The organism is Desulfobulbus alkaliphilus (genome assembly GCF_016918545.1).
Taxonomy (GTDB): domain Bacteria; phylum Desulfobacterota; class Desulfobulbia; order Desulfobulbales; family Desulfobulbaceae; genus Desulfobulbus; species Desulfobulbus alkaliphilus.
Genome location: NZ_JAFFQC010000040.1, coordinates 1 through 25,416, shown reverse-complemented (window position 1 = coordinate 25,416; position 25,416 = coordinate 1). Strand labels below are relative to the sequence as shown.

Here is a 25,416-nt window from a genome sequence, read left to right as displayed (position 1 = left end):
ACCTCCCTACCCCCCGCGCCGAGCCTGCCCACTTTTTCTCATTTCCTGCGGTTGGACCCTTCTCACAAGGGTACTGTTACTTGAGAATTTCGACTAGATTTCAGGTAATACGGTGTGACAATCTACAGCCGCCAAAACCGCCACAAATACGGCTGAGCACGCTCCTCCTCACTGGGGGCGGCGATGGGGATCACCTGGTACATCCGGGCATCAAGGGCGCCGGTGATCCGCCGAATACAGCCTCCCTTGCCGGCGGCGTCGTTGCCCTCAAAAACCGCGATCACCGACATATACTTGAACTTGGGATGACGGGTCAATAGATTGAGCTGTCCCTGATATTTGGTCAGCTTGGTTTTATAGGATGCCTTGTTGAGCGACTGGTCCATGTCGAGGCTATTGAGCAGGTGCAGTTCATCACTGGGAGGGAGCAGTGGCGGAGCAAGCACCTTGGGTGCTGCCTCACTTTCCAGTGCCATCCGGTCACGAATGGCCTTGAGAATGACCCTGCCCACCGTCAGGTTGCGGTATCGGGCATCTTCCCCCTCCACAATCAACCAGGGCGCTTCGGCAGTGCTCGTATGCCGGATGACAATTTCATGGACGGCTCGAAATTTGTCATAGACTTTGAAGTGTTTCCAGTCACGCTCGGTGACTTTCCAGCGAGTCAGAGGATTTTTGGCCAGGGTCTTGAGTCGTTTTCCTTGCTTCTCTTTGGAGAGATGGAACCAGAATTTGATCAGCAGGGCCCCCTCGTCCACCAGCATCTTTTCCAGTCGTTTGGCCCGTTCCATACTTTGCTCGAGATCGGCATCATCGGTGCGGCCTCTGACCCGGTTGAGGATCGGCCAGGTGTACCAGGAGCCGAGAAAGACACCGATATTCCCTTTGGGTGGTAACGCCCTCCAGAAACGCCACATCATGGGACGGTCCAATTCCTCGTCCGAGGGTTCTCCCATACCGTGGGTCTGGATATGACGGGGATCCATCCATTCATTGAGCAGGTTGACGGTGGCCCCTCGGCCGGCACCGTCCAGGCCACCAACCAGGATGACCACCGGAAAAGCAGCCGATTCCGCCAATTCCAACTGCACATCGAGCAGAGCTTCACGCAGGGAAGGAACTTCTTTTTCGTACACCGATTTCTTGATCTTGTGCCCCAATTCGGCGGATTCAAACATGGACTTTCTCTTTTGACGGGATCTGTACAAGGAAACATTTTTTCATCTTCGCATTATCTCATTCATTTTCCCCAGCGGAACTCTTTCCTCGGTAGTACAATCAATTCAGATACGTCTGCTGCAAAAAGGAAGCGCAGCCTGTTTATGTTCACGACTCATGATATGCCGGTCCAATGGACTGGTCCGATTACTGGTTCAGTCCCGTGTCGGTTACCTTCTGTTTCAGGCGCACCACCAGGGAGCTGATGATTTTTCGGGACACAGCAGGGCTATGGGTCAGGAGGCCTTCAAAGAGTTCTGGAGAAATGAGAAAGAGTTCGGAAGCTTCCATGGCGCGAGCCGTCGATATTCGCTGCTGGTTCAACAGATAAGCGGTTTCCCCGAAAAAATGTCCCGGTTCGATGACGGCCAAATGCCTGGGATGGAGCTGAGCCGCCTCAGCCAAGAGTTCAACCTTACCGGAATGCAGGTAATAGATGTCCTTTTCCTGATCACCATCGCGATAAATAATGTCTCCGGCCGGTACGGAAAGTGAGTATTTAGAGAAAATTCGTCGGGAAGAACCAAAGAGTCTGTTTTCCAGCCGCTCACTCATGCCGCTGGAACTCTTCCGCGGAGCAATGATCCGATCAAGCGCGAGGATGTCCACCCGGCCGGCCACTTCCACGAGCTGGGCGAACAGGAAAAATAACAGGAAAACAAGATAAACCCAGAGCAACAAAAAGATCACTACCCCCAGAGAACCGTACACATAGTTGTAGGAAGCCAGAGAAGCATACTTCAAAAAGACCAGTTTCAACCCATGAATTGACAGGGTACACAGTCCGGCACCCAGGACGGCGTGCCAGGTCTTTGGCTTGGAGAGAGGCAAGAATCGATAACAGATGAAAATCAAGGCAAAAACCAGAGCCAGAGGTACAAAAAAACCAGAGAGCGACAGCAGGAGATCATAGATCTGGATCAGCCAAAAATACTCCTCCAGCTTGCCGTGCAGGAAACGCAGGATCACGTTGGTCAAGGTTGAAAGAAGCAGCAACGTCAGGACTCCAGGCACCAGAACCAGCGAAAGCACATTGCTCCAGATGATATTTCTCGAACGATCACTGGGAAAGATGGCTCCGAAGGCGCTCTGAATTGAGCTGATAATCAAACGGCTTGTCCAGAGCACCCCCAGCAACCCTAATCCGCTGACCGCGGCCTGCGTCTCCAATATCCCGATCCGCCGAAAAAAATCCTCGTTCAGCTCCTCATTGAATTCGACAAGGAATGCGAACAGTTCCGCTGTCAGCTCCGGATAGTTGACCAGCGAAGTGTTCAGGATCGAAACGACCACCAGGACCAGGGGTGCGATGGACAAGAGGAAGTAGTAGGCCGCTGCGGCCGCGTGGCTGGAAAGCTGGTTATTGAGAAACTGGAGGACGGTACCGTAACTGGTCTGCATAAACCAGCTCAACCCGTCCTCCAGGAGATGCAAGGGGAATTGAAGCGTTAATATGTTCCTTTTCCTCCGGCCTCGATCCATCCCGTTTTTCTCACAATCCTGAATCCGTGACGGCCGGACTCTCGTTTTGGGTATATACCCCTGTAATCATTGTATAATTGCAGCGGAATTCTTGGCAATATCTTTCATTCACCGCCCTTCGGGGCACCCGTCCGCACGCCATTTTCATTGCCCGTAACCGTCCGATAAAGTGTACTTTAATCGAACGGTCACGAACAACGAAGCTGACGCACGGACGAACGCTCACGGATTCAGGACAATGATTCAGCAATCGCCTGCGCCAGAGCCGTTGCTGCTGGTGGATGATATCGCAACCACAATTCCGGTTCGATTATTTCAATCTCCATAACCATCCAATGACCCTGCTGGTCTTGAAGCATATCCACGCGTCCATATACCGGCATTGGATCACAAGCAGCCATCGCACCTTCCGCCAGTTCAATCTGTGAAGGTGTCGGGCAAGAGGCATACACGGAACCACCATGGTCGTCTTGCACCCGGAAGTCTCCGGGTTTGGCCACTTTTCGGACAGCATGGGAGAATCGTCCGTTGAAGAGCATCAGCGAATCCTCACCCCGCTCAACAATTGCCTGCTGGAACGGTTGGAGAATGAGCGATTCCGAAGTGAGTAATCTCTGGACGACAGCATCGACCTGCTCGGCATTCTCCCGGCCAACGCGGTACGTATGCCGGGCTCCTCCCGACACGCATGGCTTGATGACAGCATCGTGCCAACCGGCCTGATCGAGCAATTCCGGTAACCCGACCTGAGATCCCTGCTCAACAAAAAGCGACGGCACCACGGCAATACCCAGCGCTTTAAGATCGGCCAGATAGTGCTTGTCCATGTTCCACCTGATGAGGGCTGGCTCGTTGCGCAGGCGCGTCAACGACTGTACACGACCAAGCCAGGCGGTGAATTCCTGGAAGCGGTTGAAATAATCCCAGGTCGTACGGAAGACAGCACATCCAAATCTGGACCAGTCCTCGTCAGGATCACTCCAGTCAACTCGTGCCGAGGAAAGTCCAAGTTGATAGAGAGCTGTTTGCAGCAACTGATCGTCGCGTAAGATGTTTTCAAGATACCAGTCACCCGCGGGAGCTGGAGCAGTGACATATCTGCGTTCCGTCAGGAGTGCCACATCAGTTTTCATACCTGCCTTGTCCCCTGGAGTGCATTGTGTCGTTGAACATTCCCCTGAATCCGTGACGGCTGAACTCTTACAAGAGCCTCCTTCCTGAATCCGTGACGGCGACGTTCATGTTTTGGATAAAACGCTCACGGATTCAGGTCCTTCGCAGACGGATTCAGAGCCTTGCCTTGGTCGTCAAGGGTGTGAACTGTCAGGCTCGTCGTCATATTTCCAACCACAATCATCATGATAGATCATCAATTTGGTCATCCCGCCATCCACAATGATGTCCTGCCCTGTGATAAAATTGCTTCTCTGGTCACAGAGAAACATGACAGCATGGACAATGTCAGCCGGCTCCCCTACCCGGCCAACCGGATGCTGCCTCGTATCTGAACCTGCAAATTGTTTCCCCGTGGTATCGATCCAGCCCGGAGAAATTGAATTCACCCGCGCTTTTCCGGCAAGAGTGACAGCCATCGCATGTGTCAGAGCGGTGATGCCGCCTTTGGCCGCCGTATAACTTTCCGTATCGGCCTGACTCATTGCATGGCGGGTGGAGGAAATATTGACGATGCTTGCCGGCCTGTTGAAATGATCCATGAACAGTTGGGTCAGCAGAAACGGCGCCGCAACTCCAACACGGAACACGTAGTTAAAATCATCATAGGTGCAGCTGTTCAATCCTCCCCGTGAAAGGCAGGCGTTATTGATCAAAAAATCAATTGCGCCGAATTCGGCAATGACCTTGGCGGCAAACGCCTTCAGCACCTCTTCTTCCGCGATGTCTCCGACAAAATAGCTGTTCTCGAGCACATCGATGGTACAGACAACAGTTCCCTGGGCAGCAAACGCTTCACAGATGGCCTTGCCGATTCCCCGTGCTCCACCAGTGACAACAGCGACTTTTGGCCTGCCCACGGCTCTCTCTTCTTTCTTGTTACCATTCACGGGATGTACCTCTGTCTGTCTTGCCGCGTCCGGGATTTATCCACAACGCGCTGCCCCACCAAGCACCCCCCACCATGCGGGCGGTCATGACCGTGCAAGGATGGCTGCCTGAGATCGCGTACGGAAACAACTTCTCCCGGACGGATTCTCTTGCTCACGGACGCCTGAAGAGAAAAGACCACCAGCAAAAAGAGGATAGATTTATTTTAACTGGTCGTTATAGTATGGGAAGATTGAATCGATGAAAAAAACCGCTCCATTTTATTGCATCGTTCTCAGCTCTCCCAGCTGCCAAGACCACATTGTCCATCGAAGAAAGAGTACAAGTCACATCCCGGCAACCAGATTGACAAGAACTCCGCATACCGCATCTGCTCGATCCAGGTTTTTTACGCATATTTTATGATTATACGTAACCATCAAAACAACCGCACCTGTTTTTCCGTAAGCATCACAGGCTCCCCATCTTTGCACGGACGCAATTGCCCGCATAGTGGGGCTAGAGCCGTCAGTCACGTCTGCACAAATCTGGGGCGGCTGTGATCGCTTTCAATACAGGAACGTGATACATCATGCGGTTACCAACCCCGTGATCGGTTGCGTTGTTCCTTTCCCCTTGATGCTCCGGTCTTCCCGGTTTTCCAGATGGATTTCCTCGCCGCCCGTGTCCCGGTCGAAAGTGAACGTATCATCAAGAATCAGCACAGACCCTTTTTCTTTTTTTCCCTTGCCTCCATGACCATGCTGGTCGGACACCACAGGACAGATATTCGATGTTCGCAAACCTGCTGACCAAACTACGCCGGGCAACCGGAGGGTCCGCTACCGAAAAAGACTTCGCAAGCGAGCCCAACGGTGCCCTGGATGAAATCCTGCGCCAAGCCAGGGCGGTTCAACCTCCGCCGGTGGTCTGGCTGCTGGGCAAGACCCAGTCCGGGAAGACGTCCATCATCCGCTCCCTCACCGGCAGTCAGGACGCGGTGATCGGTAACGGCTTCCAGAGCTGTACCCGGACCGCCCGCTTCTACGACCACCCGGCCGAGGCGCCGGTGGTTCGCTTCCTTGACACCCAGGGGCTCGGCGAGGTGGACTACGACCCCACCGAGGACCTGGCTTTTTGTGAAGCCCAGGCCCAGCTGATCATTGCCGTTATCAAGGTCTCCGACACCCTTCAAAGCACGGTGTTCGACGTCCTGCGGGCTGTGCGCAGACGCCGACCGGATTGGCCAATTATCGTGGCTCAGACCTGTCTGCACGAGTGCTATCCCGCGGATTTCGAGCATATCCTCCCCTACCCTTTTGGTGAACCCGGCTGGGAGGGACGCGCTCCCTCGGACCTGACCAGGGCACTGCTCTTCCAGCGTAACCAGCTCGGTCCTCTGCCTGGAATGGGGCCTGTGTTCTGGATCCCGGTGGACCTGACGCTATCCGAGGACAACCTCCGCCCAGAGGATTACGGTCTGGACGCTCTCTGGACGGCGATCCAGCAAGCATCCCAGGTCGACCTGGACAAGCGGCTGCGGGATGAAACCGGGCGAGCGGGTCGGGCCGACCAGTTTACCCCATTCTCCCAAGCTGTTCACCAGCAGATCGTCGGCTACACCCTGGCTTCCGCGGCACTGGGGGCCATTCCCCTGGTGGATCTCGCGGCACTGCCGGCCCTGCAGATGAAAATGCTCCGTACGCTGGGAGACATGGCAAACGTCCACTGGGATAAGCAGCGTATCGCCGATTTTTCCGCTCTGCTGGGTCCGGGCATCATCACCGGATACGGGTTGCGCCTGGCCGGACGAAGCGCCATCAAGTTGATACCCGTCCTGGGCCAGACCGGGGGTGCGGCCTACGGTGCGGCCAGTGGCGCGGCGCTGACCTTCGCTCTGGGCAAGGCGGCCTGTCTCTACCTGGAACACGTGGCCCAGGGGCGTCCCTTAACAGCGGAGGACCTCAGGAAAGCCTTTACCGAGGCCTTGCATCGTGGTCGGGAATTGATCCGGACAATCAGGCAAAAGAGCGGATCATGATCAGTAAAATCGCCCTGCTGCGAGGATTCGGGGTGCTCCGCCTTTTGGCCATGCTCCTTGCGGCCTTGCCTCTGCTGGTCCTCCCTATTCTCGGAACAATCTGGATCTGGCTGTCCGACCATCGGACTTTGTGGCTGACAGCAATGGGAATCTGCGCTGTCAGCGGCTATGCCCTGCACCTGCTCGGATCTCTTCTCGAACGTTCCCGGACCGGTTCCTTACAGGCCGGAAAATCACGTCGGGTAGAACCGCATGCCACCTCAGCCGACCCCAATTGGTCTCCTCGTGACGGTGCCTGCTGGGATAAGGTGGAAGAATTTGCTCAGCGGACCTCACCCAAGGACTGGAACACCACCGACGTCCAGCGCATCGCCCAGCTGGGTAGGGACACCCTGGAAGTGGTCGCCCGCCACTACAAGCCCGAGGCGGAAAAACCTCTGTTGGAGCTGACCATTCCGCATGCCCTGTTGATTATTGAACGGGCAAGTCGTGAGCTGCGCGCCGACATCGTGCGCACCATTCCCTTCAGCCACCAACTGACCATGGGCTTTCTGTTGCGAATCAATCGCTGGCGGGAAATGGCCCAGGAGTATGAAAAACTCTACCGGCTGGGCCGGGCCGTATTCTCGCCCTATTCAGCTCTGTTCCATGAAGTGCGTCGCAATCTGGGCAACAGCATCGCCGGATACGGCCTGGACAACGTCAAGGCCTGGCTGCTGCGGGAATACGTCCGTAAGGTTGGTTTCTACGCCATTGAACTCTACAGTGAAAAACTGCTGCTGAGCGACGCGGATCCTGTAGCGTTTGTCACCAGCGCCAGCCGACAGGACATCAACAGGACCGTGGAGCAAAGCGACCTCTCCTCCACTTCCGAACCACTGCGCATTTTAATTCTGGGACGAGCCAATGTGGGCAAATCCAGTCTGATCAACGCACTGTTCGGCAGGCTTCAGGTCGTCACCGATGCCCTGCCCGGAACCACGCAAGCCATGAGAGCTTATCGCCTGGAGCGGGACGGCCGGGACCAGGCCTTGATTCTGGATGCCCCCGGATGCGACACCGATTTACTGCCCCTTAAGGCCCTGCGCCGGGCCGTACTCGATGCAGACCTGATCCTGTGGGTTGCAGCGGCCAACCGGGCCGATCGCCAGCCAGATCGCGAACAACTGGACCGGATCCGCACCTGGTATGCCGAACATCCTTCGCGCAGCCTGCCGCCGCTGGTGGTCGTATTGACGTACATCGACCAGTTGCGGCCGGTCAGGGAGTGGCAGCCACCTTATGACCTGAGCAACCCCGACGACCCTAAAGCCGCTTCCATTGCCGAGGCGGTGCAAACCGTGTCCCGGGACCTGAACATTCCTCTGGACCTGACCATTCCGGTCTGCCTGGCCCAGGGTCGCCTCTACAACGTGGAAGATACCCTGGCCGCGGTGATTCTGGAACTTCAGGATGAAAGCGAAAAGGCGCGCTTTCTGCGCTGCCTGGAGGCGCGAAAGGGAGAAGAATTCTGGGGAAACGTCAAGCAGCAGTTGAAGACAACGGGCAGGATGCTCGGCTCGATCCTCAGGTAAGCATCACCTATTCAGCGGCTGCATCGTTTTGACGATATGGCCGAAGGTGTTGAGTTATCCAATGAGTGATACCCAACAAGCCGCCTGTCTTTTCCAAACGGCAGCAGTTACACCGTGGAACCAAAATGAAGCCAAGCCATTCCGCCGGGATACCATCGCATCAGGTTGAGATCATCGGTACAATCCGCTCCTGCTTCAAAGAGAAGTTCGGCATTCCCAGGCAACCGGGCATGATCACCGCGGCCACCGCCAGCCTGGAAATCTTCCCACCGTTTAACCGCAAAGAGATGGTTCGCGGCCTGGAAACCTTCTCTCACATCTGGCTTCATTTTGTTTTTCACGAATCCATTGCCGAGGGCTGGCGTCCCACGGTAAGACCGCCCTGGCTGGGTGGCAGGCAGCGGGTCGGTGTGTTCGCCTGCCGATCACCTCACCGCCCCAATCACCTCGGCCTGTCGGTGGTCCGACTGGAAGCGGTCCGCTTTGTTGATCATTCCGCGATCCTCGATCTCTCCGGAATCGATCTTCTTGACGGCACCCCGGTGATCGACATCAAACCCTATCTCCCCTACAGCGACAGCCTGATCTCGGCCACCGGCGGCTATGCCACCGCCGAAACTCCGGCGATGACCGTCGAACTGGAACCGCAATGTCGATCCTTTTGTCAACAATATGAACAAAGAACAGGGAGACGGCTGGAACGATTGATTCGAGAGTTGATCGGCCTCGACCCGAGGCCGGCCGGCCAGAAGTCCCGGGACAAGGAAATATTCGGCATGCGGCTATGGGATGTCAATATCCGCTGGAGGGTCACTCCCGGCGGATGTACGGTGGTGCATATTGAGACCTGCCAGGAAGAAAAGGAATGGTGATTGTTCCCGTCCCCTCGGGTTATTCTTCGTACACACATTCACCCGCCCAGCCGCACGGATGACCATGCTGGAGTTGCTCATGCGCAAAGAGTGCCCCAATTCACTCAAGACCGCTTCTCTCTTGCACACCCTGCCCTTCCCGGCTATTTTGCTGTTTTTTTCTGCGGCGCATCCTCTCGCGCCTCAGTTTCCTTCGCCCCTTGTTCTGTGAGTTTCCATGATCCACCTGACCAATATCAGCAAACAACACGGTTCCCGAGTTTTGTTCCGCAACGCCTCCATGCAAATTCTCCCTGCCACCCGCTCCGGCCTGGTTGGGCCCAACGGGGCCGGCAAGACGACCATTTTTCGTCTGATCACCGGCCAGGAGGAGTCGGACAAAGGTGAGGTCTCCTGCTCCAAACACACGGTCATTGGCTATTTTTCCCAGGAAGCAGGTGAGATGCGCGGCCGTTCGGCCCTGGCCGAGGCTATGGCCGCGGCTGGCGAGGTCACCGCCCTGGGCGAGCAGATTCGGGAAATGGAAGCCTCCATGGCCAACCCGATGGAAGACGATGAGCTGGCGGCCCTGCTTGAACGCTACGGCAACGCCACCGAGGAATTCGAGCACCGGGGTGGCTATGACCTGGAAAACCGTGCCCAGGCAGTGCTCACCGGCCTTGGTATTGGTGCCGACCGCTGGAATTTTCCAGTCGAATCCTTCAGCGGCGGCTGGAAAATGCGCATCGCCCTGGCAGGCATCCTCATCCTCAACCCGGATGTTCTCCTCCTTGACGAACCGACCAACCATCTCGACGTCGAATCCATTGTCTGGCTGGAAGGATGGCTGGTGAATGATTTCAAAGGTGCCTTGCTGATGACTTGTCATGACCGCGAATTCATGAACCGGGTCGTCAGCCGGATTATCGAAGTCGCCAATCAGAGCGTGACAACCTACAGCGGCAATTATGATTTTTATCTGCGCGAGCGGGACATCCGGCGCGAACAGTTGCTGGCCAGTCACCGGCGCCAGCAGGAGATGCTGGCCAAGGAGGAGGACTTCATTGCCCGCTTCGGGGCACGGGTTTCCCATGCCGCCCAGGTGCAGTCACGGATCAAGAAGCTGGAGAAGATCGAACGGATCGAACTCCCGCCGGAGCAACGGGTTATCAAATTCGAATTTACCGAGCCGCCCCGCAGTGGCGACGACGTCGCCCGCCTGGACGGCCTCGGCAAGGTCTGGCTGCAGCCCGACGGTACAACCTGCCAGGTGTTCAGCGGCCTTACGGGCATGATCCGCCGACAGGAAAAAATCGCCCTCACCGGCCGCAATGGAGCCGGAAAATCAACTCTGCTCAAGGTTCTGGCCGGTCAGACCAAGCCAACCACCGGCACGGTAACGATCGGAGCGAACATTATGACCGGTTATTTCAGTCAAAACTCCATGGATCTGCTCGACGGTGATAGGACGGTGGCCGAAACCGTGCAGGCGGCCATGCCCCAGGTCAATATCGGCGTGGTCCGCAACCTCTGTGCCGCTTTCCTGTTCCAGGGCGACGATGTCGATAAAAAGATTAAAATCCTTTCAGGCGGAGAAAAAAGCCGGGTGGTGCTTGCCATCCTGCTGGCACGACCGCTCAATTTCCTCATCCTCGACGAACCCACCAACCACCTCGACATCCAGTCACGGGAGGTGCTGCTTGCGGCATTGCAACAATTTACCGGCACCCTGATCATGGTCAGCCATGACCGCTGGTTCCTCCGTTCCCTGGTGAACCGAGTCTTTGAGATCGACCACGGCCAGATGCGCATCTTCGAGGGTAACTACGATTATTACCTGGAACAAAGTACCCCCGCGGTCCTTCCGGGCGAGGCATGAAGGAAGCTCCTTGCTGACTTACAGAAAAAGGAGGAGATGGGTTGCGGCCACAAGCCTGCCCCCGGAAAACGATCCGCGAGAAAAGCCCGTAACGGATATATTCAGGGGCAGGTCGGTCGAAAAGGTCCTGCAATGACAGTACCTTCACAAATCGCTGCTCGAGAGCAGTTATCAGCCTATCTTGGTCACCATCATGGTAGTCTGGTATTCAATCACCTTTTGATCACGCTGATTAAACCCTTTGTTCCGGTAAATAAAAAGGAACCGTTCTGGATTCTTGGTAGGACGAAGGTCCACGACTTCGGCATCGGCGCGGAGCGTGTCGCCAAACAGAACCGGAGAGGTAATTTTCATATTGTCCACGCCGATGTAGGCATAAATTTCATAGCCATCCCGGGCAAGCAGTTCAGAAATCGTGTCCGCATGATGAATCAGTCCATCAACCACGGTGAAAATAATGGGGCCTGCCAGTGAGCGCTCCTTGAACCAGGTGTTCCTGGCATATTCAGCATTGCTGTGAACCGCCATGTTGAACCAGGTGAGTTGATGCAGAATGGAAAAATCCCCCTTATCAAGGGTCCTGCCGACACGACACGGAATCTTGGTTCCTGCTGCTATTGTACCCATTCGTTTTCTCCTCTTGTTGAAAGAAGTTACAGATTCGCTCAATTTTTCAAGCGTTTACATCGACCACAATATGACCTGTGACATTCCCCGCCAGGAGTTCCCTGGCGTATCGGGGCACCTCTGCCAACGGTATGACGGTATTGATGGTTTCCAGAGCTTCATCCGCGATATCGGTGACTAAACGCTCCCAGGCCGCTATTCTCCTCGGTGTCGGACAACTCACCGAATCAACTCCCCTGAGGCTCACCCCTCGCAGAATAAAGGGCATGACTGTTGTCGGCAGATCATAACCGGCCGCAAGTCCGCAAGCCGCCACACAACCACCATATTTCATTTCCGCCAGAATTCTTGCAAGCACTGTACTGCCGACATTATCAATGGCTCCTGCCCATTTCTGGCTTTCCAGCGGTGCTGGAGGCTTGGTCCACTCTTCCCCGCAGGCAATCTCCTTGGCACCGATTGTTTTCAGATACTCATGAATGGAGGGTTGCTGAGAGCGGGTGAGCGCTGTCACCTCGTATCCAAGTTTATTGAGAATCGCCACGGCGTTGCCGCCCACCCCGCCGGTGGCGCCGGTAACAAGGATCGGACCGCTGCCTGGGGTCACACCGGCTTCCTCCAGGGTCATGACCATAAGCATGGCTGTGTAGCCGGCTGTACCGATGTACATGGCCTTTTTCGTATCCATACCCTGGGGAAGGTGAACCAGAAAATCGGATCTGATCCTGGCCATCTGCGCATATCCACCCCAGTATCGCTCGCCAACACTCCAGCCATTGAGAATGACTTTTTCGCCCGGGTTGAATGCAGGAGATTGTGATTCAACCACTGTTCCCGCCAAATCAACACCCGGCACGATTGGAAAGATACGAAATATTTTGTTGCGGTTTGCAAATCCCAAGCCCTCTTTATAATTCAGGGTTGAATAATCGACCTGAATCAACACATCTTCGTCGGGCAGGTCCGCAACTGTCAACTGTTTCAGGGATGCAACCAGTTCCTTCTCTCCTTTCTCAACCACAAGAGCCTTGAAAGTGTCGTTCCTTGTCATTGTGCGCGCTCCTTTTGGGTAGGGATATTTGTTTTCTCTCCTCAGCCATCATGTATTTACACCAGAACTGATCGTTGTTTAACAAAAAATGCTCAAGAAAAGCCTTGGAACCGCCAGGGTTATCGCTCCCGCTCCATCATTTAATCCGGGAGCACGGGGAACAGTTCACGGATTCGGAGAATGAAGAGAATGAAGGGGTCAGGCCTGGAAGACGGCAAGATAGTCCATTCAATAAAACGTCTCATGACGCGCACATCCCGCATTCATCCTCCCGACGGCCTCTATCACATCATCCTTGCGCAGCAATAATGGGCTGGACCGGCAGGGAATCTTGCTTTTGGCAAATTTTTATGTTCGTGTTGCTATGGCAGCAAAAGGGGTACATACAGGGAGATTGAACCTCATAAAAGCACGCCCATTCCGGGTGTACACAAACGGTTTCGAGACAGCGGAGCGATGCGCACCGCGGCCTAGCTCAGATTTTGGGTATCGTAATGCAGAGTCAAGGATAATACCCTGAATCCGTTACGGCTGGGCGCTTGTTTTGGATATATCTTTTTTTAATCATGTTATAATTGCAAATAAACCCTTGCCAATAACTTTCACCAGCCGCCCTTCGGGGCATCCGTCCGCACGCCATCTTCATTGCCCGTAACCGTCCGATAAAGTCTACTTTAATCGAACGGTCACGAACAACAAAGCTGACGCACGGACGAACGCTCACGGATTCAGGAATACGAATGCAGCAATGGATCTTTCTATCAGTTGCCATCATCAGCGAGGTGGTTGCGACTTCTGCTCTCAAGGCATCGGATGGCTTTTCTCGGTTGTGGCCATCGTTGATAGTTGTCGCCGGATATGGAGCGGCCTTCTTCTTTCTATCCCTGACGCTCAAGACTATTCCTGTTGGTGTGGCTTACGCGATTTGGGCAGGTGCGGGCATTGCGCTGATAGCGCTGATTTCATGGCTCATCTTGGGACAGACGCTGGATATTCCCGCAATAATCGGCCTACTGCTCATCGTGGCTGGTGTTGTTGTTATTAATGTATTTTCCAAGTCGGTTTCCCAGTAAATTTAACACATTGCCGAACTGGACTGGTCCGCGATAGGCGGCAGACCTTGACCTCACTCCAGCCCGAACAGTTCGGTGACGCAGTCAAACCGCAAAACAAAGGCATACGACTGCCCCTTGCCTTTGCAATCATTTTTTGCCAACATATTTTCTGCGACATTGTCTCGGAATCCTGCCCCCACGCTCTGAATTCTTCACAATCCTGCCTGAACAGCACCCACAGCTACGCTTGACGTATGTTCTTTGATCCGCCATAATTGATAACAGTGATACAATCCTGAATCCGTAACGGCTGGATCTTGTTTTGGATGTATCTTTTTGCTCACGGATCCAGGACAATGAAACATGGGAGAGAGGTCTTGGTTTTGAGACCGCTAATGGGGGAACGTGCGTGACGGTCAAAGCCCGGCTCAGGAGAAGATAATGCGCGTATTGTATGAAGCCCAAGGCGAGCTGGAACATTTTGAACGGCTTGCGGCAAGTCTCACGACAGATCCAGAGGTTGAGGGTTTAATGGTGCTGGCCTGTGACGCCAATGCCTGGACACCGGCATTATTGGACCCTGTTCTGAAGGCGCTCCCTAAACCGGTTTTTGGCGGTATTTTCCCCCAGATCATTTACAAAGGCCGCAATGAGGAAAAGGGAACACTGGTGATCGGCCTGCCCCGACGACCCGAACCTGTCTGCATCGCTGGCCTGAGCAACCTGAGCAAGAATTACACCGCATTGCTTGAGCCCTGGGCCGAGCGGTGGGCGGAGCATGCGGACTCCAGCGCAAGCTCCCTGATCGTTTTCGTCGATGGCCTCAGCAAACGGATTTCAGCCTTGGTGGAATCGCTTTTTGATTGTTTCGGTCTGGAGCGAAATTTTATCGGAGGCGGAGCCGGCTCCTTGTCGTTTGCCCAGAAGCCCTGCTTGATCACGCCCGACGGATTGATTGCGGATGCAGCCTTGGTTGTGCGGTTGCCCATGGGCTGTGGGGTGGGCGTGGCACATGGCTGGCAGCCAATCAGCGGCAGCATGAAAGTTACCGAGGCTGATCGCAACGTTATTCGTTCTCTTGACTGGCAGCCGGCATTCGAAGTGTATCGCCAATTGGTGGAGGCGCACAGTGGCCAGCTGCAGTAAAGCTCTTTTGCTGTTCCCGGCGGGTATAAATGGCAGCCCCCACCATCTCTCTGCCGGTTCGTGCCTGCTCCAGATCCCGACTGATTCGCTGAGAACGTGAATCGAGTGTCACCTCAAATACGGGAGTGGTGGCTCCATCCCAGAATCGTACTTGGGTGATCCGCCGAAGCAGCGGCATGAGTGAGGCAATGCGCTGGGCGAGCTTGGCTTCGTGTAAAAAGGTTAAGAGTTCAGGTGTATCTATCGCCGGGAAATACGTTGATAATGCTGCCGACAGCTTTCCCGTTTTGCGTCCGCAGATGCTCTTTTTTCCGCAAGGGCAGCCAGAGCAGGAAAAAGGTGCCACGCGTCATGTCCATGGCGTCCATCACATCGCGAAGATGCGCTTTGATCAAGTCACTATCCACGGATGAGAAGTCGTCCCAATCCGCATGGTGGGAAGTAAATTCCTTGGGGCCTGACCAGGGATTGAGAATCTCCGAATATTGTTTCTCCCGGTTCTGAGCCAAATAGAAAAAGGCTTCACAGAAGTGAAATACGCTCTTCATGCCAAGGCCGAATTTGCCGATCGCCCCCTGCTCAGCGGCTTTACGGTTGAGGCCAAAGGACAGGATGGTCGTATTATCTTCATCCTTGAAGTTACCGTTATTGATGAAGTAGAGGGCTGGCCCTTTGAGGAGGGGATGCTCAGCAGAGGGGATTCCTGCGGACAATCCAAAATCGAGCGTGATGGTATCGTTATTGTTCCCCCCATCAAAGCCATCCCCACCGTCGCCCGTACCAGAGCCTCCTCCGGAACCACCACTGTTGGAACCGGCATCCATGAGATCCAGGTTGGAAGCGGTCCTCCACTAAACCGCTGGTGCTGTATCGGCCGCCTTTTTTCACTGTGCGAACCGCCGCTCGAATTCATGCCATACATTTGTTTCCATTTATGACTCTCCGGGAACAAATTTCAGATCGGACCATTTCACCCGCTCATCCATGTTGTATTGTTTCATCTCTTGTTGAACTGATTTAAAAAAACAATCACAAGCAAATGGAGAGACCAAGATTTCTTGTATAATTTTCTCAGGACTGATTTTGAGAGTAAAATGCACCTAGCTCAAAAAGGTTGTCAAAACTTTTTCATGGCCCAGATTCTGGCTCCATGCCTTGAACTGTTCCGGGTTCTTGCAGACCTGTTCACCAAACCTTACAAAGGTATTTCTGAAGCTGTGCGGGTTGGAATAATCCAGACCGGCATCGATAAAGGCATTTTTGAAAATTTTGCGAATAGGGGAGGCATTGCTCCAGTGTTTCCGATCCAGCCCGGCGGCTTCAAAATGACGGGAGGCTCCAACCTCGATACGGGTTGCCGGAAAGAGCGGGTCATCATTTCCCCATAATTTTTCATCCCGGAGATAGGCCACCCACTCTGTCACAATTTCATGTATCTCTTTCCCCACTGGGAAGAAATAGGTGGTTAAGGTTTTGCTGAATTTCGTCTGCACCTAGCGGGCATCCTGATTGACACACCTAGCCATAAGACCAATGTGTTTCAGCTTCATTGAGGCAATGGCGCTGTCCCATGCGCCTGTCAGCAAGGTGCAAGCAATCAGGGCGCGGTTGCTCCTTTCAATCTCAGTATCAACAGGCATGGTACTAATAACATGCCTGACCTGCTCTATGGTCGGGGCTTTCTGGTGCCGCTTGGCGGTGGCAATTCTGGTGTCCTTGTCTGACAGATTAAAATACTCCGCATCGGAGTACTGAATACGAGACTTATAGCCCGGCTCTCGGGACAGCCATTTGAAGAAGCGTTTCAGTTGATTCAGGGTGCACAACGGCATGGTGAAATCGGTGTCCGGCGACGGCAAACAGAGCGTAGAACTGCTCTCTTTTGGTCTTTCCGGAGCGAAAAAAAGCTTCTGACCCCTTTACGTTCGCTGTCGGGTGTCGAGTAGGTGAGAACCAGGCTGTAAAATCCCACGTTCGCTTTTCATGTCCACGCTGCCCAGTGTACAGGAAAGCGGGGATATCTATGTCTGCTATGTTTTTAATTTAAGATCTTTTCTTTCACGCTCTAGTCTCGTTCGCGTTGACTCTCTGTGAATCTCTTGCATTGTTCATCTAAATGATGCATATTTATATGTATCATTCAGGCATAAATTGGGGGGGGGCAGACATGAGAACAACATTAAATATTGAAGATGATCTGGTTGAGAGAGCATCCAAGCTTACCGGGATAAAAGAAAAAACATCTTTAGTTCGTAAAGGGCTTGAAACCTTGATCAGCCTGGAGAGCAGTAAACGTTTGGCTGCGCTTGGGGGAAGCGAGAAAAAAATCCGGATGCCAAGGCGACGAAGATCGGAGTTTTAAAAAATGATTCTTGCCGACACAAATGTTTGGATCAAGCATTTTCGAGAATCCGATGCTGAGCTCATTTCTCAATTGAATGTCGGTTTTGTTGCATGCCATCCATTTATTATCGGAGAGCTGGCCTGTGGTAACTTAGGCAATCGAGCAGAAATTTTAATATTGCTCCAGGCACTTCCTTCATCACCTGTTGTTGAGGTTACAGAAGTCTTAGAGTTCATCGAAAACAATTCGCTCATGGGGAGAGGCCTTGGATACGTGGATATTCATCTATTAGCTTCTGTCATTATAGGCAATGTTGTCCTTTGGACGTATGATCGACGTCTCAATGAAGCAGCAATAGAACTGGGCGTTTCATATTCAGGGGCTGACCATTTGTAGATTCACACCAATCGAACTCGGCAAGATACGGGAAGACATTCAGCACAGGCCCCGGTAGATTCCTTGATTCCAACCAAAATATTCTGCGGGCAAGCCGCAGGTGTTCGCGATTATGGCGGCTGCGCCGCCATGATCTCGGTGCTGACTGCACTGTATTAACCTCAGGACGACAACTGAGTCGGTGATATTTTCATATCGATGCAGGACAGGAGGAGGTGATTGGCAGGATACGCAGTACCCTGTACCTGTTGAATGGACGACCTGTCATTTCGGCGGAAAACGGGCCTGGTTTCGTTGTCCGGTTGCGGGGTGTGGGAGGCGGGTAGCGATCCTCTATTCGGGCGAGGTATTCGCCTGTCGTCACTGTTACCGTCTGGTCTATGGGAGCCAGCGGGAAGATTTAGCCGACAGGGTTGCGCGTCGAGCTGATAAAATCAGGAAAAAGTTAGTGAGCCTGATCAGTATAAGTGATGGATAATCTGTGAAAAATGTGCAAGATATTTGCGGGATGGTAAAGGAGCCCCTTAAGTATCGTGGCTGATATTTTCACAGGGAGCTCCTGCCCTAACCTCTACAACGGGCAGGAACAATGCTACCAGCATCTTCTTCGCGACGTCAGTTTTTTTCAAGTACTCTTCCGAATCGACCAGGATTTAGCCGAGACATGTCGGCAAGCCGGTTGCCCTTATTGTCAGGGGCCTTTGTATTACGCCCCCTATCTCCGTAAACCCCGAGGTGGACCGAAGGATCTTCCGGAAGAATATCAGAAGCGGTTCAGCCTGTGTTGCGGCAGGGAAGAGTGCAGGCGACGCATCGTCGTGACGGCGCATCGTCCGGCGCACGATGTTGACCATTGCGGTCTCGGAACGGTAGGCGATGAGTTTGACCGTATCGATGAAGTATTTCCCCTGCATGCCCAGCATCCGAAAACGGTCCTCCGTGCGGGGGCAGATCGGCAAACTCCACGTGTCGCGGCGTTGCTTTCCGACAGGCTTTCAGGTCGGTCACCGCCTGGTTCATCTCCTTTATCTCTTCCTGCAGCTGCGTGTCAGGTCAATGAACGTGGTAACACCAGCCTGGATGAGGGCGTTGATCTTCTCCACAGAAGCGGCCTCGTTGCGTGTCCGGGGATACTCCCCGGCAAGGAAACGACCCGGAACGACCCAGTAGCAGTGTTCTATTGGTTGATGCATGGTGCTCCGTGTATGAGTTGATGGAAAGGGGATGTTGTACACCCGGTCAGACAGAACCGGACCTATCGAGCACGACGGTGATATCACTATACTCCTTTTTCATGATGTTTTCCTTCTGATGCAAGAGTTTGTGGAGATTGGCCTGGTTCCACCATACCATGGGTGGTGGGACAAATAGCGACCCACCGGAAAATAATTATCTCATGGCGAAAGACAGAGAGCGAATGGAAAATCGGGGTCGTTGACGGTATCATGGGGATGGGGTAAAATTTGCCCCGGGTCACTCATTTTTCTGGAGCCATCATGAACCACCACGCAGCGAACGTTGCCTTTGTCGGCTATCCGGGCGATTTCATTATTCAGCCCATCCCTCTGGTGGAGACAGGGGTTTCCGCCGGTTTTCCCTCGCCGGCGGACGATTACATTGACCGCGCTTTAGATCTGAACGAATTGTTGGTCACCAACCCGCCCGCTACTTTTTTTGTGCGGGTGGACGGTGATTCGATGATCGACGCCGGCATTCATCATGGCGATATACTCTCCGTTGATCGCTCCGAGGAGGCCAGTGACGGTTCCATTGTCATTGCCATGGTCAACGGTGAAATGACCGTTAAGCAACTGTCACTCTATCCCAAGCTGCGCCTCATTGCGCACAACGAGAAATACCAACCCATCGAACTGAACGAGCATGATGATTTTGAGATATTCGGCAGGGTGAAGGGGTTGGTCAGGGTGTTCAAGTAATGTTTGCCCTGGTTGACTGCAACAACTTCTACGCCACCTGCGAGACCCTCTTTCGCCCATCGCTGCGCGGCAAGCCTGTCGTGGTGCTCTCCAACAACGACGGCTGTGTCGTTGCCAGGTCAGCCGAAGCCAAGGCCCTTGGCATTAAAATGGGCGTTCCCGCCTTCCAGATCAAAGAGGAAATTGATCGGCATGGCATCGAAATCTTCTCTTCCAATTACACGCTTTATGCCGATATGTCACATCGGGTGATGCGTATTCTCGCCTCCCTTGCCCCGGCGGTTGAAATCTATTCCATTGATGAAGCTTTTCTCGATGTGTGCGGCATTCGTGATCTCCACGCCTTTGGCCTGGCCCTGCGCACGACCATCCGGCAATGGACAGGGATCACCGTGGCCGTCGGCATTGCCCCGACAAAAACACTCGCCAAGCTGGCCAATAATGGGGCCAAGAAATATGCAGCGACGGGCGGCGTGGTTGTTTTGACGGATAGACAACGGCAGCGCAAACTGATGAGTCTGACGCCGGTTGATACAGTTTGGGGGGTTGGCCGGAAGCTGACCCGGAAGCTCAATGGCTTGGGGATCCATACGGCACTGGATCTCTGTCAAGGTGACGTTCACAACATTCGACGTCAGTTCAACGTGGTGCTGGCCAGGACTGTCTCGGAGCTGCAGGGTATATCCTGCCTGGACCTGGAGCAGGTCCCATCGCCCAAAAAGCAGATTGTCACCTCGCGATCCTTCGGGCAACGCATTATCGAAATGGGTGATATGCGCCAGGCGATCAGCGAGTTTACCGAGCGGGCGTGCAGCAAGCTACGCAAAGAAGGACAATATGCACGAGCAATCAGCGTCTTCATCCAAACAAACCCGTTCATAAAGCATACGCCCGGCTATGCCAATTGCGCCCACGGGAGCTTGCCGGATCACACCAACGATAGTTTTCAGTTTTGTCGTCTCGCCCAACGTCTTCTGCAGCAGATTTGGCGCGAGGGCTACGCATACAATAAAGCCGGGGTCATGCTCGGTGATTTTTCCCCCTCGACCCGGCGGCAAATTACCCTTTTTGCAAAGCCTGTCAGGGACAATAGCCAGATCATGGCCGCGATTGACCGGATCAACAATACGGTCGGCACAATCAAACTGGCAACGACGGGCATACACCAACAATGGGCCATGAGACGCGAACGTCTTTCACCGGCATACACAACCCGCTGGCAGGATATTCCGCTGGTTCGGTGATGATCACGTGGGCGAGGGTATCGGCTTGTGGGTGGCGGGTGCTTTGTATTATGTGGTATGCGGGAAAGATTGATTGGAAAAGTGTTGACCTGTTAGCTATAGCGGTTGCCAGGACCAATTTATGCATTGTATTCAAAAGTAAATTTATTCCTTGAACACTTTTAGCAGTTCACGACTTTGGTTTGTTCTCTTGAATTCCTTGCAATAGCTTTTCCAGGAGTTGCAAAGCGGTCTCAAACTTGGTTCCTCGGATCATGGTACCCTTAGCCATATCAGCGAGCATTCTGACGCCTTGGTTTTCGTTGGTCTCACGGGTCAGGATTTCCTCTAACCTCTTTATCGTCTCCGGGCTACCCAATCGAGCGATGTCTCGCCCAAGGACCCGAATTGAAGCAAGCCGGGAATCGAAATCCTCCTCAATGAGCAACGGGTCGTGAGTCTCGTACAGTTTATCCTCAATTCCGGTCGCGTTATAGTTTTCCAGGATGAAAAGGAGATCATGGGCATCGCGCTCACGTTTCGGGTACGCGTCATCCCAGGAGATGATTTTCATAAGAGCCAAAGCCGGTATTGAAGGAACCAGAATCTCCAACAACGGCTCGCTGCTGATACGAACCTTCAAGGCCGATTGATACGCTTCCTCAAAGCCGAGCATGCACATGATGATGTCATGGTCAGGTGGCCAACTGATCTGTTTCATCTCATCGCTTATCCCACCATATGGTACGATATCGACAATGGCAGCACTGGCTACGCCGGTGAATCGATGCGGTAAGCCTGTCGCTGCGAAGAGTCCGCGTTCGATCAAGATGCTTGTCAGTCGTTGGAATTCTTTCCAACTCGCAACCTCAACACCAATATCAATGTCTTCAGTCAATCGAGGTGCTGGAATACGATGAATATGCTCGAAAATCACATCACGAGCAAAAGCTCCCACCGCTATGAAATGTACACCGACTTCTTGACCCACTTCTCGGATGCTCGTGAGAACGGCCACCCTTTCAGGTTCAATACTACCCGAAATGTCTATCGAGATGCTGCTCATAGATCATCCGTGCGGTTTCCATGGTTCGTTGCTCGCCTAGCTCGACCAGATCAGCGTAGACCAGGATCGGGTGAACGGTGTCACCTTCTCCAAAACCTTTTCCTAGAGGCCAGAATCGTTCGACTATTTCCACGTTACCATGCGGATCTTTTTTTAGCCTGTTGGCGATTACCAAATCGGCCAGACGCTTCCTGTCCGCATACAGAGTGACAGTACCAGGTTTTAGGTATCCGGTCAGTTTAGCAGCGGCTACCTCCCCGCCCCACTGGGCGCAATCAGGATTCAACTCAACGTCCTTCCACCAGTCAGCATCGCCTCGGAATCGTCCTAATAATAGCTTCGGCTTGAGATTGTCGGGATACGCCGCAACCCAGCGTTCGAAGAGAGCCTTCCTGTCCAAGAGCTTCTTTCCATTTTTTCCCATGTTGAGAATGAAGCCTTTCTTGATCAGTTCCGTCACCGTAGCGTTTACTGTTCCCAAGGCGACACCTGCCGTTTCGGCAAGTTCCCGATACGGCCAGTCCGCAAGTTCCGGTCGCCATAGTAAAAGATACACGATCTTCAAGCCGACACCTTTGAAGAGACGAGCTACGGGAGCGATGGTTTCGTCTCTTGTCGGCCTGTTGCCCTTAACGAAAATGAACAGCGGTGGCTGATCGATGAAAGCGTTTCCGACTGTATCGACGAATTGAATGCCGTTTTCTTTCAACCTAACCGCTGCCTGAGGAGGAACGTATTTTGTTGCCAATAGAAGAGGATGTTTTGCGTTGTCCTTCCAGAGCAGTGCTTGGAGTTCAATCGCTTTGGTGAGCCGGTTTTTAACTTCAACACACCAACGGAGTTCCATCTCGACTATTTTGACTCGGATGATACAATCGTATTGCCCTTCGCCATAATTGCAAATCGGCTCCACCACATATTCGAGACGGACCAACTCTGCCAAAGCTTCCATCGCTTGGCGGAGGATAGCTATACCGCCTTCACGATTATGTTCATTGTTGCCAGTGTTCATTATTTTTGAACATACAGGAAAAATGAACAGAAGTCAAATTCCCGTACGGAGAATGCTATCACTAAACATTTTCGATGAATTTTCCGTCTGCAGACCGTAAGCGTTGTAAGAATGGTGGTGGCGTCCGGAACCTTCTAACTGATGTACAAACCGAGAAAGCGACCAAAGGAGTGCCGGTCGAGAATCTGAAATGAGCCTGATCAGTATAAATGATGGATAATCTGTGAAGAATGTGCAAGATATTTGCGGGATGGTAAAGGAGCCCCCCTCAAGTATCGTGGCTGATATTTTCACAGGGGGCTCCTGCCCTATCCATGACAGAGCCTTTTGCGGAAGTCGCGAGATAAGGGATAGCCATACATGGCCTTGATCGAGGTGAGCTGTTGCTGGGTTTTATTATATTTCCCCCGCCCATGGGTCAGGCCGAGCTTGATCCAGTTGGCGGCCCGGTAACAGGTGCCGGCGAATCGTTCGGTGTCGATGAAGGTTTCAATCCAGAAGATGGGATGGTTGTAGAGCTGTTGCCAATCGCTGGAGAGAGACCTGGCGGCAAGGCCCAGCAGGTGCGAGGCCAGATGCGGCACCTTGACCCAGGGCAGGATGAGAAATCTGGTGTTGTAGGCGAGCAGGTGGCGGTTTCTCTCCCGCGCTTCCGGAGTCCAGCCGATGAAGGTGTCGCGACAGGTCATGGCGTACGGAGCGGAGGAGAAAATAAGACAGGCCAGTACCCTGTCACCGGCAAAGGCCAGGTACTTGAGGTGCTCTCCCACCGGGCGGGCATAACCGAGATAATGATGGTGCTGGATGAGGCTGTTGCATAACCGTTCCTCGGGTGTTCTCCGGACCTGACGCAGCTCGATGGGCATCAGCTCCTTGACCTGGCCGGTGATCGGTTCTTGGTTGGTCTCGATCGCATACTGGGCACATGCCCTGCGACCAACATTGTTGTTGTCTTTGATTCTGGGCGGGAGGACGATATAGTGCTGTCGCTCAAGGATAAGGAGAAGACTTCGGCAAACCATGTCCTTGAGTTGGCCATTGGCTTGCCGCCAATCCCAGGCATGACAAATCCGCCGGGAGATAGCCGTGCGGCCTTCGGCGGAATACTCGGCGATGACCTTCTTAATGAAGGCGATATCGTCTTGGGTAATGGTGCGATTTCGATAGGTCAGGATTGCGGTCATGCACGAATACATAACCGAACTTTTCCGCGAACGCACGCTTTTTTTTCAGTGGGTAGGAAGGTGGTGAACGGTTACCAGTATCCATCTCAATCATTCTGTAAATTCGGTAAGAAAATCAAGACCACTTTCAAATACATCATCGGGAAAAAAACTGCTGACATGTATATGGTGTCCGCTATTGCGAATCCACCTCGGTTGGGTGATTTAAAATAGGATCCAGTAGTTAAAATAATTTTTTATGTTCAAAAGAGAGAATCTCAACAGCCTTCTGGATAGCTACAGCATCATTGTCTGCGAGCAACGCAGTGAATAAAATCCATGAGGAGCCATCCTTTTTGTAAATTTCATATTCAAGATTGATCGTATGGACTAATTTCCAATTAGTACTTTGGAAAACAACTTTCATGCGGCGCTCTTTATTGGAAGTATTTGACTCTCTATCCTCACTCAGAGGGAGGAGGCCAGTTTGTTTTTTGACTTTGGCATATTGACAGAATGCATGCTGCTCGCCCTGCCTTGCTGGTTGATATTGTATTGTTTTAATGGCTGATCCTGGCCCGTTAGATATTCGGAGATTTGGCCCAATTACTTTTTGGGTTACGGTAAGGCAGGATGTATTTTTTTGAAAAGCCGAACCAGGATCCACCGACCCTGGCCGAGTGGCGAACATTTTATGCCCGGTTGAACCGGCTGATTGCGCTGTACATCGATGCCGACAGTGAAGCGGGGAAGCTTGTCAGCCACATCGATAAGGAAATGGGCTCGCTTTTTACCTTCCTGTTGGAGGAGGGGGTTGACCCCACCAACAACTTCGGAGAACGAATGCTGCGCTATGCTGTCCTCTGGCGGAAACGCAGCCAGGGAACCAGCAGCGAAAAAGGCAATCGCTGGGTGGAGCGTATTGTATCCCTCCGGCAAACCTGCCGGTTGCAGGGTAAGTCCTCCTTCCATGTGCTCGTGGACGCAATGAACGCTTCTTTCAAAGAACAACAACCTGACCTGGAATGGATCAGATCCGCGACGTGAGGCACGCTACCCCGTGATCAGTTACTTTAAAAGAGCTGAAAAATTATCGGTATAACTACCGATTGAGGGTTGGCCGCTATCGAGTCATGTTCGACTTTGATGACGGGATTAAAATCGTTGAGATTCAAGAGGTCAAGAAAAGAGATGAGCGCACATACTGATCCTCAAATCATCATTCAAAACGGTAAACCTGCCTTCGCAGTCATTCCCTGGGCTGAATACCAGGAGTTAATCCACAATCAAATCGAAGGCAAGGAGGCT

Annotated in this window: 27 protein-coding genes and 2 pseudogenes; 13 read left to right on the top strand and 16 right to left on the bottom strand. The window is 53.1% G+C overall.

Annotated elements, in window-relative coordinates; translation table 11 throughout:
* Positions 1-128: 128 nt before the first annotated feature.
* The 5 genes and pseudogenes from JWG43_RS15580 to JWG43_RS15560 all read right to left on the bottom strand — a co-directional run.
* Positions 129-1,178 (bottom strand): annotated as a pseudogene (locus JWG43_RS15580) (polyphosphate:AMP phosphotransferase); the annotation flags it as partial.
* Positions 1,179-1,365: 187 nt separating this feature from the next.
* Positions 1,366-2,619, bottom strand: a complete 1,254-nt coding sequence (locus tag JWG43_RS15575) for a YhjD/YihY/BrkB family envelope integrity protein (protein ID WP_205243872.1) — start codon at positions 2,617-2,619, stop codon at positions 1,366-1,368.
* A gap of 311 nt (positions 2,620-2,930) precedes the next feature.
* The gene (locus JWG43_RS15570) at positions 2,931-3,833 is read right to left on the bottom strand and encodes an ATP-grasp domain-containing protein (protein WP_205243871.1); all 903 of its coding nucleotides are present in this window, start codon (positions 3,831-3,833) and stop codon (positions 2,931-2,933) included.
* Positions 3,834-4,007: 174 nt separating this feature from the next.
* Entirely contained in the window at positions 4,008-4,733 is a 726-nt protein-coding gene (locus JWG43_RS15565) for an SDR family oxidoreductase (RefSeq protein ID WP_205243870.1), read from the bottom strand.
* Positions 4,734-5,333: 600 nt separating this feature from the next.
* Complete coding sequence (locus tag JWG43_RS15560; RefSeq protein WP_205243869.1) at positions 5,334-5,546, bottom strand: hypothetical protein; 213 nt, start codon at positions 5,544-5,546, stop codon at positions 5,334-5,336.
* Here JWG43_RS15560 and JWG43_RS15555 point away from each other — a divergent pair.
* From JWG43_RS15555 to JWG43_RS15540, 4 genes are all read left to right on the top strand, one after another.
* Entirely contained in the window at positions 5,537-6,784 is a 1,248-nt protein-coding gene (locus tag JWG43_RS15555; RefSeq protein WP_205243868.1) for a YcjF family protein, read from the top strand. The two genes, JWG43_RS15560 and JWG43_RS15555, sit on opposite strands and share 10 nt — an antisense overlap.
* Positions 6,781-8,358 carry a GTPase family protein gene (locus JWG43_RS15550; RefSeq protein ID WP_205243867.1) on the top strand — a complete coding sequence of 526 codons (1,578 nt, stop codon included), beginning with the start codon at positions 6,781-6,783 and terminating at the stop codon, positions 8,356-8,358. The genes JWG43_RS15555 and JWG43_RS15550 overlap by 4 nt, the downstream gene beginning before the upstream one ends.
* 125 nt (positions 8,359-8,483) lie before the next feature.
* Positions 8,484-9,230 carry a tRNA (N6-threonylcarbamoyladenosine(37)-N6)-methyltransferase TrmO gene (gene tsaA, locus JWG43_RS15545; RefSeq protein ID WP_205243866.1) on the top strand — a complete coding sequence of 249 codons (747 nt, stop codon included), beginning with the start codon at positions 8,484-8,486 and terminating at the stop codon, positions 9,228-9,230.
* Positions 9,231-9,447: 217 nt separating this feature from the next.
* Positions 9,448-11,088 carry an ABC-F family ATP-binding cassette domain-containing protein gene (locus tag JWG43_RS15540; RefSeq protein WP_205243865.1) on the top strand — a complete coding sequence of 547 codons (1,641 nt, stop codon included), beginning with the start codon at positions 9,448-9,450 and terminating at the stop codon, positions 11,086-11,088.
* A 171-nt stretch (positions 11,089-11,259) separates the two neighbouring features.
* Here JWG43_RS15540 and JWG43_RS15535 read toward each other — a convergent pair whose 3' ends face one another.
* Positions 11,260-11,715, bottom strand: a complete 456-nt coding sequence (locus tag JWG43_RS15535; protein ID WP_205243864.1) for a hotdog family protein — start codon at positions 11,713-11,715, stop codon at positions 11,260-11,262.
* A gap of 46 nt (positions 11,716-11,761) precedes the next feature.
* On the bottom strand, positions 11,762-12,766 hold the full coding sequence (locus tag JWG43_RS15530) for an MDR family oxidoreductase (RefSeq protein WP_205243863.1): 1,005 nt from the start codon (positions 12,764-12,766) through the stop codon (positions 11,762-11,764).
* A gap of 740 nt (positions 12,767-13,506) precedes the next feature.
* On the opposite strand from JWG43_RS15530, the gene JWG43_RS15525 reads away from it, so the two are divergent.
* On the top strand, positions 13,507-13,839 hold the full coding sequence (locus JWG43_RS15525) for a DMT family transporter (RefSeq protein ID WP_205243862.1): 333 nt from the start codon (positions 13,507-13,509) through the stop codon (positions 13,837-13,839).
* 423 nt (positions 13,840-14,262) lie between these two features.
* Positions 14,263-14,967: an FIST N-terminal domain-containing protein gene (locus JWG43_RS15520; RefSeq protein WP_205243861.1), complete on the top strand. Its 705-nt coding sequence runs from the start codon at positions 14,263-14,265 to the stop codon at positions 14,965-14,967.
* Positions 14,968-15,197: 230 nt separating this feature from the next.
* Here JWG43_RS15520 and JWG43_RS15515 read toward each other — a convergent pair whose 3' ends face one another.
* The 3 genes from JWG43_RS15515 to JWG43_RS15505 form a co-directional block, all read right to left on the bottom strand.
* Entirely contained in the window at positions 15,198-15,791 is a 594-nt protein-coding gene (locus tag JWG43_RS15515; protein WP_205243860.1) for a sacsin N-terminal ATP-binding-like domain-containing protein, read from the bottom strand.
* Positions 15,792-16,067: 276 nt separating this feature from the next.
* Complete coding sequence (locus JWG43_RS15510; protein ID WP_205243859.1) at positions 16,068-16,460, bottom strand: site-specific integrase; 393 nt, start codon at positions 16,458-16,460, stop codon at positions 16,068-16,070.
* Positions 16,461-16,826: a site-specific integrase gene (locus JWG43_RS15505; RefSeq protein WP_205243858.1), complete on the bottom strand. Its 366-nt coding sequence runs from the start codon at positions 16,824-16,826 to the stop codon at positions 16,461-16,463. It lies immediately after the preceding gene.
* Between the two features lie 308 nt (positions 16,827-17,134).
* Between JWG43_RS15505 and JWG43_RS15500 the strand changes: the two genes are divergently transcribed.
* Positions 17,135-17,329 carry a type II toxin-antitoxin system VapB family antitoxin gene (locus JWG43_RS15500; protein WP_205243857.1) on the top strand — a complete coding sequence of 65 codons (195 nt, stop codon included), beginning with the start codon at positions 17,135-17,137 and terminating at the stop codon, positions 17,327-17,329.
* Between the two features lie 3 nt (positions 17,330-17,332).
* Complete coding sequence (locus JWG43_RS15495; RefSeq protein ID WP_205243856.1) at positions 17,333-17,707, top strand: type II toxin-antitoxin system VapC family toxin; 375 nt, start codon at positions 17,333-17,335, stop codon at positions 17,705-17,707.
* A 653-nt stretch (positions 17,708-18,360) separates the two neighbouring features.
* On the opposite strand, the gene JWG43_RS20305 is transcribed toward JWG43_RS15495, so the two are convergent.
* Complete coding sequence (locus tag JWG43_RS20305; protein ID WP_371925207.1) at positions 18,361-18,621, bottom strand: hypothetical protein; 261 nt, start codon at positions 18,619-18,621, stop codon at positions 18,361-18,363.
* 111 nt (positions 18,622-18,732) lie between these two features.
* A complete protein-coding gene (locus JWG43_RS15490) occupies positions 18,733-18,900 on the bottom strand; it encodes a hypothetical protein (protein ID WP_205243855.1) in 168 nt (55 codons plus the stop codon).
* 303 nt (positions 18,901-19,203) lie between these two features.
* On the opposite strand from JWG43_RS15490, the gene JWG43_RS15485 reads away from it, so the two are divergent.
* Positions 19,204-19,644, top strand: coding sequence for a LexA family protein (locus JWG43_RS15485; RefSeq protein ID WP_205243854.1), 441 nt, complete (start codon positions 19,204-19,206; stop codon positions 19,642-19,644).
* Positions 19,644-20,888 (top strand): translesion error-prone DNA polymerase V subunit UmuC, encoded by a 1,245-nt coding sequence (gene umuC, locus JWG43_RS15480; RefSeq protein ID WP_205243853.1) that lies wholly within the window; start codon positions 19,644-19,646, stop codon positions 20,886-20,888. The genes JWG43_RS15485 and umuC overlap by 1 nt, the downstream gene beginning before the upstream one ends.
* A gap of 169 nt (positions 20,889-21,057) precedes the next feature.
* Here the strand turns inward: umuC and JWG43_RS15475 are convergent, their stop codons facing one another.
* The 4 genes from JWG43_RS15475 to JWG43_RS15460 form a co-directional block, all read right to left on the bottom strand.
* Positions 21,058-21,933, bottom strand: coding sequence for a nucleotidyl transferase AbiEii/AbiGii toxin family protein (locus JWG43_RS15475; RefSeq protein WP_205243852.1), 876 nt, complete (start codon positions 21,931-21,933; stop codon positions 21,058-21,060).
* The gene (locus tag JWG43_RS15470; RefSeq protein WP_205243851.1) at positions 21,902-22,945 is read right to left on the bottom strand and encodes a type IV toxin-antitoxin system AbiEi family antitoxin; all 1,044 of its coding nucleotides are present in this window, start codon (positions 22,943-22,945) and stop codon (positions 21,902-21,904) included. The genes JWG43_RS15475 and JWG43_RS15470 overlap by 32 nt, the downstream gene beginning before the upstream one ends.
* Before the next feature lie 308 nt (positions 22,946-23,253).
* Positions 23,254-24,129, bottom strand: coding sequence for a Druantia anti-phage system protein DruA (locus JWG43_RS15465; protein ID WP_205243850.1), 876 nt, complete (start codon positions 24,127-24,129; stop codon positions 23,254-23,256).
* A gap of 223 nt (positions 24,130-24,352) precedes the next feature.
* Positions 24,353-24,535: a hypothetical protein gene (locus JWG43_RS15460; RefSeq protein WP_205243849.1), complete on the bottom strand. Its 183-nt coding sequence runs from the start codon at positions 24,533-24,535 to the stop codon at positions 24,353-24,355.
* 206 nt (positions 24,536-24,741) lie between these two features.
* On the opposite strand from JWG43_RS15460, the gene JWG43_RS15455 reads away from it, so the two are divergent.
* From JWG43_RS15455 to JWG43_RS20295, 3 genes and pseudogenes are all read left to right on the top strand, one after another.
* Entirely contained in the window at positions 24,742-25,155 is a 414-nt protein-coding gene (locus JWG43_RS15455) for an IS66 family transposase (protein WP_205243848.1), read from the top strand.
* Between the two features lie 35 nt (positions 25,156-25,190).
* Positions 25,191-25,316: pseudogene (locus JWG43_RS20300) on the top strand (type II toxin-antitoxin system RelE family toxin); the annotation flags it as partial.
* Positions 25,300-25,416: type II toxin-antitoxin system prevent-host-death family antitoxin (locus tag JWG43_RS20295; protein ID WP_205243873.1), on the top strand; the 117-nt coding region annotated here is incomplete at its 3' end. The pseudogene JWG43_RS20300 and the gene JWG43_RS20295, both read left to right, overlap by 17 nt.